Source organism: Hyphomonas sp. NPDC076881 (assembly GCF_050269995.1).
Classification (GTDB): Bacteria; Pseudomonadota; Alphaproteobacteria; order Caulobacterales; family Hyphomonadaceae; genus Hyphomonas.
The window spans coordinates 66,048-73,072 of the sequence record NZ_JBNNJJ010000017.1 but is presented as its reverse complement, the minus strand read 5'-3'; the positions used below and the strand labels follow the sequence as shown (position 1 = coordinate 73,072).

7 protein-coding genes are annotated in these 7,025 nt (G+C 64.3%); 3 read left to right on the top strand and 4 right to left on the bottom strand.

Going from position 1 to position 7,025, the window contains the following annotated elements:
- Positions 1-269: 269 nt before the first annotated feature.
- The 4 genes from ACQKI2_RS16460 to ACQKI2_RS16445 all read right to left on the bottom strand — a co-directional run bounded on the left by ACQKI2_RS16460 (position 270) and on the right by ACQKI2_RS16445 (position 3,453).
- The gene (locus tag ACQKI2_RS16460; protein WP_427380711.1) at positions 270-791 is read right to left on the bottom strand and encodes a hypothetical protein; all 522 of its coding nucleotides are present in this window, start codon (positions 789-791) and stop codon (positions 270-272) included.
- 42 nt (positions 792-833) lie between these two features.
- Positions 834-1,325, bottom strand: a complete 492-nt coding sequence (locus tag ACQKI2_RS16455; protein ID WP_427380710.1) for a CinA family protein — start codon at positions 1,323-1,325, stop codon at positions 834-836.
- A gap of 21 nt (positions 1,326-1,346) precedes the next feature.
- A complete protein-coding gene (locus ACQKI2_RS16450) occupies positions 1,347-2,132 on the bottom strand; it encodes an enoyl-CoA hydratase/isomerase family protein (protein WP_427380709.1) in 786 nt (261 codons plus the stop codon).
- Between the two features lie 184 nt (positions 2,133-2,316).
- Complete coding sequence (locus tag ACQKI2_RS16445) at positions 2,317-3,453, bottom strand: bifunctional 2-C-methyl-D-erythritol 4-phosphate cytidylyltransferase/2-C-methyl-D-erythritol 2,4-cyclodiphosphate synthase (RefSeq protein WP_427380708.1); 1,137 nt, start codon at positions 3,451-3,453, stop codon at positions 2,317-2,319.
- A 120-nt stretch (positions 3,454-3,573) separates the two neighbouring features.
- Between ACQKI2_RS16445 and ACQKI2_RS16440 the strand changes: the two genes are divergently transcribed.
- Genes ACQKI2_RS16440 through ACQKI2_RS16430 form a run of 3 tightly spaced genes read left to right on the top strand, consistent with a single transcriptional unit; the run spans position 3,574 to position 7,004 of the window.
- The gene (locus ACQKI2_RS16440) at positions 3,574-4,563 is read left to right on the top strand and encodes a tRNA dihydrouridine synthase (RefSeq protein ID WP_427380707.1); all 990 of its coding nucleotides are present in this window, start codon (positions 3,574-3,576) and stop codon (positions 4,561-4,563) included.
- A 2-nt stretch (positions 4,564-4,565) separates the two neighbouring features.
- Complete coding sequence (locus tag ACQKI2_RS16435) at positions 4,566-5,624, top strand: two-component system sensor histidine kinase NtrB (protein ID WP_035597022.1); 1,059 nt, start codon at positions 4,566-4,568, stop codon at positions 5,622-5,624.
- 6 nt (positions 5,625-5,630) lie between these two features.
- Positions 5,631-7,004, top strand: coding sequence for a sigma-54-dependent transcriptional regulator (locus ACQKI2_RS16430; RefSeq protein ID WP_291047404.1), 1,374 nt, complete (start codon positions 5,631-5,633; stop codon positions 7,002-7,004).
- Positions 7,005-7,025: the final 21 nt, after the last annotated feature.

Below are 7,025 nucleotides of genomic sequence, written 5' to 3'. Positions count from 1 at the left end.
CCGCCGACACATCCTAGCTTTCCCCCCAACCCCGAACCCAGCCCAAATCCCCCGGCCAGCCCCCGCTGCGTCCGGCCAAACCTGCTGCGTGAAACCAAACCCTGCGCTCTTGTCTTCGTCACACTCGACGGGCGCAGCCCGTCTGAGTGCCCATCTCCCGCCGCATCCCCACGCGCATGCTGAATTTTCAGATGATGGGCCCTCAGATGCGCTGGCGCGCATCGAGGGTGACGAGGGAATGATATGTGCCGATACATTCAGACAACATACTAATTGATCGTCCGGTCATGCGGCTCCTCAGGCGTGGCCCCGGCGTCTGATCGATCAAAGACGCATAGGTGATCATATTTTCCAAACTCAGGAAACCATTCCCAATGCACCCGCATATCTTCCGGTGAGACATCGGCCTGAAACTCTTCTCGCGTTCCGCTGCCTGCGGGAGCGACAGTGCAAAGTGCAGTACCCTCTTTCAAAGTCCGAGAATGGTAGAAAGAGCCTTTTTCCTGCTCCGGACTATCAAATGTCCATATGTCTATATGCTCAAGGAAGGCTCTTCCGTTCGGTTCCTTATTGAACTGGTAAACGCCTTTGTAGCGATTTAGAGCATCGAGGAACATCACTACGGCGGCATCATGCATAACATGAATGACGCAGTACCCTCCATCCTTTTGGGAAACCCTGACATAATACTTTTCGCCTCGCTGATGATGCTGGCGGGCCTCAGACTCAGAAATAACTGAATCTGCCGCGCGGTCACCCCATCCCCATTGAAGGAAGTATTCAAGTGTCACCCGTAAACACCCCATAAGTCTGGCGCCTGAAATGCCGTACCCTTACCGCGTCTGCGCCTGGATCAAGTTCAGCGCCGCTTCCACCGCCGCCAGCCGGATTGCGTCGCGGCCAATGTCGCCCAGTTGCAGCATCTCGTGCAGCATGGCCCGGTTCTCCCGCGCGCAGGCGATGTGAACGGTGCCGACCGGTTTCATCCGTGTACCCCCGCCAGGCCCGGCCACCCCGGTGATCGAAACGGCAATGTTCGCCCGGCTGTTGGCAAGGGCGCCCTCCGCCATCATCCGCGCCACGGGTTCGGAGACGGCGCCAAAATCGGCCAGCACATCGCCGGGCACGCCCAGCATCTCTTCCTTGGCCTTGTTGGAATAGGTCACAAAGCCCCGCTCCACCACGCTGGACGAGCCGGGTATCTCCGTCAGCAGCGCGGCGACAAGGCCGCCGGTGCAGCTTTCGGCGGTGGCGATCTTCAGGCGGGCCCGCTCGGCATCGTCGAGCACCAGCATGGCGAGGTTGCGAAGGCGGTCTGGAAACATGAAACCCTGTCTAGCGCCCGTTCACTTGCCCGTGAAGACCGGCTTTCGCTTCTCGATGAAGGCGGCGGCGCTTTCCTTCGCGTCGGCCGTCTGCATCAGGCGGCGGATTTCGGTGATCGCCCATTTGCCGGTATCGCGCCAGTCGGGGTCCAGCGTCCGCCGCAGGCCCGCTTTCAGCGACCGGACCGCCTGGGGCGGGTTCGTCGCAATCTTCTCGGCCAGCGCCAGCGCCGTCGGCATCAGCTCCTCAGGCTTCACCACCCGGCTCACCAGCCCAATCGCCTTCGCCTCGGCCGCGTCGATCACATCGCCGGTAAACAGGAGTTCGCTCGCCTTCTCCCGCCCCACCAGCTGCGCCAGCCGCCCCAGCCCCGGCGCATCGCAGCAGAGCCCCCGCGTCACGAAAATCTCGCCGATCTTGGCGGTGTCAGACATCACCCGCATATCCGCCATGATCGCCAGCTCCGCGCCCCAGCCAAGGGCAAAGCCGTTGATCGCCGCGATCACCGGAATATCCGTATGCAGAAGGGCATCGGCAGCTGGCGTCAGCCCGCCAGTCTCCTTCGCCTTCGCCGCCCGCTCCGGCGTCACCGGCGCGCCCTTGGAGAGGATCTTCTTCACATCATCCCCGGCGCAGAACGCCCGCGTGCCAGACCCCGTAATCACAATCGCCCGCGCCTCAGACGTGCGCACGGCGTTTTCCAGCGCATCATAAAGCTCATAATCGAGCGAGTTCATCGCCTCAGGCCGGTTCAGCGTCAGCACCGTCACATGCCCCCGCTTTTCGGTAATCAGAATATCGTCCACGCTTTCCTCCCGGTCTTCTTTTGCCGGAAGGCTCTCATGAAGGGGCAGATATGAAAATAATGCCGCGAGGTAAGGGCAGGGCGCTTCGCCGGGCGACTTCATCCTCCCCTGCGAAGCGGGGTAGGTGGCAGACGGCGATAGCCGGCTGACGGAGGGGAATGAGGCTGGATACAGCCCCCAAAGTTCAGCCCCTGGGCACCAGCAGCGCCACAGCCTCCGCCGCGATCCCCTCGCGCCGCCCGGTAAAGCCCAGCCCCTCGGTCGTCGTCGCCTTCACGCTCACAGCGTCCAGCGGCAACCCGAGCAGTTCCGCCGTCCGCGCCCGCATCGCCTCGCGGTGGGGCTTCACCTTCGGTGCTTCGCAGATCACCGTGATGTCGCAATTGGCGATGGCATAGCCCTTCGCCTCGGCCAGCCTCTGGGCCTCCTTCAGGAAGATGCCGCTATCGGCGCCCTTCCATTTCGGATCAGACGGCGGAAAGTGGTCCCCAATATCCCCCAGCGCGACGGCGCCGAGGATCGCATCGGTCAGCGCATGCCAGGCCGCGTCGGCGTCCGAATGCCCCTTCAGCTTGGCGATATGCGGAATGGCCACCCCGCAGAGGATGACATGATCCCCCGCCTCAAACTCATGCACATCATACCCCTTGCCGATGCGCGGGGCGCCAGCGGGGGCGAGGAGGCGGGCCAGCATGTCGAAATCCTCCGGATAGGTAATCTTGGAAAGGCGGGCCGAGCCCGGCACCATGTCGATGGCGCCCCCGGCGGCCTCGATCGCGGAGAGGTCATCTACAAGGTCGGGCCCGGCAGCGGCGAGGGCGGCGCGTATCTCGCCGAGGCGGAAAGCTTGCGGTGTCTGGACCCGGAAGAGGCCGGTTCTGTCCACATGTGTCCAGTTTTGTCCGCGATTTGACTTCAAGGCGTCTGCCACTGGCAGGGCCGGTGCCGCGCCTGACACGCCCGGGTCCTGCAGCCGCGCCAGCAGGCTGGAGATGGTCGCCGCGTCGATGCCGGGCCGGGCCGCATCATGGATCAGCACCGTGGCGTCCTCACCCGCCGTCGCTGCCGCCAGCCCGCTCAGCACAGATTGCGTGCGCGTATCCCCCGGTTTTGCCTGCAGAATCTTGCCGCCGGCCGGCAATTCGCCCAGCTCCGGCCCGGCCACGATCACCACCTGCGAAATCTGAGGATGGCCGGCAAACGCCTCGATCGACCAGTCGATCACCCGCTTTCCCAGCAGGGTTTGCCACTGTTTCGGGCGCTCCGCCCCTGCGCGCTGGCCGGTGCCTCCGGCCACGATGATTGCTACAGCTTCAGTCATGATCCGGCTTGTAAGCGACCCGCGCGTGGCTGGCTACTCCACCGAATGTCCCGAAAAGGGGAATTATTTGCCCATGATTTGTGCGCTTGCGAAAAAATGAAAAGTGGGAAAGAAAAGGATATGACCAATTTTAAGGCACCTCGGGTCTGGCTGGCGCCCATGTCCGGCGCAACCGACGCCCCCATGCGGCGGCAGGCGGTGCATTTCGGCGCCCCGGCGGTCGTGTCGGAAATGGTCGCCGGGGAAACCCTGGCCCAGGCCCGCCCGGATGTGGTCCGCCGCACCTGCCGCCATGAAGGCGAAGGCCCCTGGATCGTCCAACTCGCTGCCCGCCGTCCTGAAGATATGCTCGCCGGCGCCGTGCTGATGGCTGAAGCGGGCGTCGATGTGATCGACATCAATATGGGTTGCCCCTCCAAACAGGTGACCGGGGGCCAGTCCGGCTCTGCGCTGATGCGGGATCTGCCGCTGGCGGGTGAGATCATCGACGCGGCCCTTCAGGGCGCAGGCGCCCGCCCGGTCACCCTCAAGATGCGCCTCGGCTGGGACGACCATAATCTGAACGCACCAGACCTTGCCCGCATGGCAGAGGCCAAGGGCGTGCAGATGCTCACCGTCCACGGCCGCACGCGCTGCCAGTTCTACACAGGCGCGGCCAACTGGGCCGCTGTGCGGCCAACGGTTGAGGCGGTCAGCCTGCCGGTGATCGTCAATGGCGACATCTGCGATCTGGCCTCGGCGAAAGAGGCGCTGCGCCAGAGCGGCGCGCATGGCGTGATGATCGGGCGCGCGGCCATGGGCCGGCCCTGGCTGCTGGGCTCTGTGGCGGCTGCCTTAGAGGGGCGCGCCTGGCGCAAGCCGGGCTTCAGCGAACAGCTCGCCAGCCTTTGCGAGCAGATCTCTGATTCCCTTGATCTTTATGGGGCCGGTCTTGGCCTCAAGATGGTGCGCAAGCATGTCTCTGCTGCCATCGACAATCTTGAAACCGATCTGCCGGCTGCCGAGCGCCGGCAGTTGCGCGCCGATCTCTGCCGTATTGGGGACGCCGGAGAGCTGATCGCCGCGCTGCGGAAAGTCTATCTCGGCCAGACGCTGGAAAAGGCAGTATAGTCATGAGTACGTTGACAGGTGAGCGGCCCTCAGGTCTCGCCGATCTATCCCCCATCGCGCTGCTGCACATTGATCAGCGCCGCCGCGTTGCAAATGTGAACCCTGCGGCAGAAGACCTGTTCAAGCTGTCGCGCCGGGCCCTCGTTGGGCGGCCGCTCAGCGAGGTTGTCTTCCACGATTCCATCCTGTTCGAACTGATCGACCGGGCCGAGCGCGACCCCGCCGAAATCACCGCGCCGTCCACGCCGGTTTCCGGCCCGTCGATGCAGATGCGCACGATCTGCGATGTGCGCCTGCGCACGGTCGAAGGCGGCAATTTCATCCTGGCCCTTTCCGAGGCGCCCTCGCGCGATTCCGGCGAGGGTGTTGCCGGGGCTGCCGGCTTCGGGCGGATCCTTGGCCATGAGGTGAAAAACCCGCTGGCTGGCATTATCGGCGCCGCCCAGCTGCTGGAGCGTCAGGCCCATCCCGGCCAGTCCGAACTGCTGGACATCATCAAGGACGAAGCCCGCCGGATCGAGCGTCTGGTCAACCGCCTGTCCGCGTTCGAGCTGTTCTCTGCGCCCCGGATGCAATCCTGCAATGTCCATGCGCTGCTGGACAAGGTGATCGCGTCGGAGCGCGCCGCCATGGGCGCGCGTGTGGAATACCGCCGCGACTTTGACCCCTCGCTGCCTGATATGATGTGCGATCCGGACCATCTGCAGCAGGCCTTCCAGAACATCGTCCGCAATGCCGCCGAAGCCGCCTCCGAAGGCGGCCGCAAGGGCGAAGTGGTTCTGCGCACCGCCTATGCCGCTGGCCTCGCCATGCGGCAGGCGCGCCTTGGCTCCGGCCTGCGCCGCGCCATGCTGATCTCCATTGAGGACAACGGCCAGGGCATCCCGCGCGAGCATCAGGCCACGATCTTTGATGTGTTCCAGTCCACAAAATCCGGCGGGCGGGGCCTCGGCCTCTCCATCGTCAGCGAGGTCATCAACGCCCATGGCGGGCAGATCCGCGTTGACAGCCAGCCCGGCGCCACCCGTTTCACCATCCTGTTGCCGCTTTCGGAGGCTTAAAATCTCATGGCCGACAAAACCGTACTCCTCGCAGAAGATGATGCCAGCATCCGGCTCGTTGTGAACCAGACCCTGGTGTCCGCCGGGTATGAGGTGCGCGCCACCAGCTCGCCCGACGCCCTTCAGCGTTGGGTCCGCAATGGGGAAGGGGATGTCGTCGTCACCGACGTCTATCTCGGCGACACGTCGATCTTCGATCTCCTGCCCTCCATGAAGCTGGCCCGGCCAGACCTGCCCTTCATCGTCATGAGCGGCCAGAACACCATCCTCACCGCAGCCTCCGCCGCGGAGCATGGGGCGTTCGACTATCTGCCCAAGCCGTTCGACATCGATGTCCTCTCCAGCCTTGTCCGCCGCGCGCTGAAGGCGGCCCCGGCGCCGGAGCGGGCGATCCATCCCGACGCCCAGAAGGCGGTGGCCGATGCCGGCCTGCCGCTGATCGGCCGGTCAGATGCGATGCAGGAAGTCTACCGCCTGATCGCCAAGGTGATGAATACTGATCTCACCGTGCTGATCGAGGGCGAAAGCGGTACCGGCAAGGAACTCGCCGCCCGCGCCATTCACCAGCTTGGCCAGTCCAAGCGCGGCCAGTTCGTGGCGCTCGACCTTGCCGCCATGCCGCCTGCCGAAATCAACCGCGAACTCTTCGGCACCGATGGCAATGGCGGCGCCGTCCACATGAAGGGCGGCACGCTGTATCTCGATGAGATCGGCGACCTGCCGGCAGAAGCACAGGCCCAGCTTGTGAAGCTGCTGCGCGAGCCCGGCGGCGCCCGCCTGATCGCGTCCACCCGGCGCAATCTCGGCCGCCTCGTGGAAGACGGCAAATTCCGGGAGGACCTTTATTACCGCCTCAATGTGATGCGCCTCTCCATTCCGCCGCTGCGCCAGCGCAAGGAGGATATTCCCGAGCTCGCGCGCGCCTTCCTCATCCGAGCGCAGCGTCAGGGCCTGGCCGCCCGCACCTTCGACAAGTCGGCGCTGGACCTGATGGCCGCCTATGACTGGCCGGGTAACGTCCGCGAGCTGGAAAACCTTGTCCTGCGCCTGGCTGTGCTGAGCTCCGATTCGGTCATCACGGTGATGGATGTCGAGCGCGAGATGCGGATGGGTGTGGCCGAGCAGACCGGCGCCAGCCTCGGCTTTGAGGCTGAAATCGAAGGCCTGCTGCACCGCTATGTGATGGGGGATCTCGTCTCCGGCGGTGAGGGGGAGGGATCGAATGTCCACGAATCGGTTGTTAACCGGGTCGAGCGCCCGCTGATCCGCCTCGCTTTGTCGGTCACCTCCGGCAACAAGGTCCGCGCGGCCCAGCTCCTTGGCATGAACCGCAACACATTGCGGGCCAAGATCAACGCGCTCGGCATTGCAGAAGACTGATTGACGACACACCGATCTGTG

Bases quoted from the DNA above. Each gene is read 5' to 3' on its own strand.
- ACQKI2_RS16440 (WP_427380707.1), top strand. From the start codon at position 3,574: ATGACCAATTTTAAGGCACCTCGGGTCTGGCTGGCGCCCATGTCCGGC.
- ACQKI2_RS16435 (WP_035597022.1), top strand. From the start codon at position 4,566: ATGAGTACGTTGACAGGTGAGCGGCCCTCAGGTCTCGCCGATCTATCC.
- ACQKI2_RS16445 (WP_427380708.1), bottom strand. From the start codon at position 3,453: ATGACTGAAGCTGTAGCAATCATCGTGGCCGGAGGCACCGGCCAGCGC.
- ACQKI2_RS16455 (WP_427380710.1), bottom strand. From the start codon at position 1,325: ATGTTTCCAGACCGCCTTCGCAACCTCGCCATGCTGGTGCTCGACGAT.
- ACQKI2_RS16430 (WP_291047404.1), top strand. From the start codon at position 5,631: ATGGCCGACAAAACCGTACTCCTCGCAGAAGATGATGCCAGCATCCGG.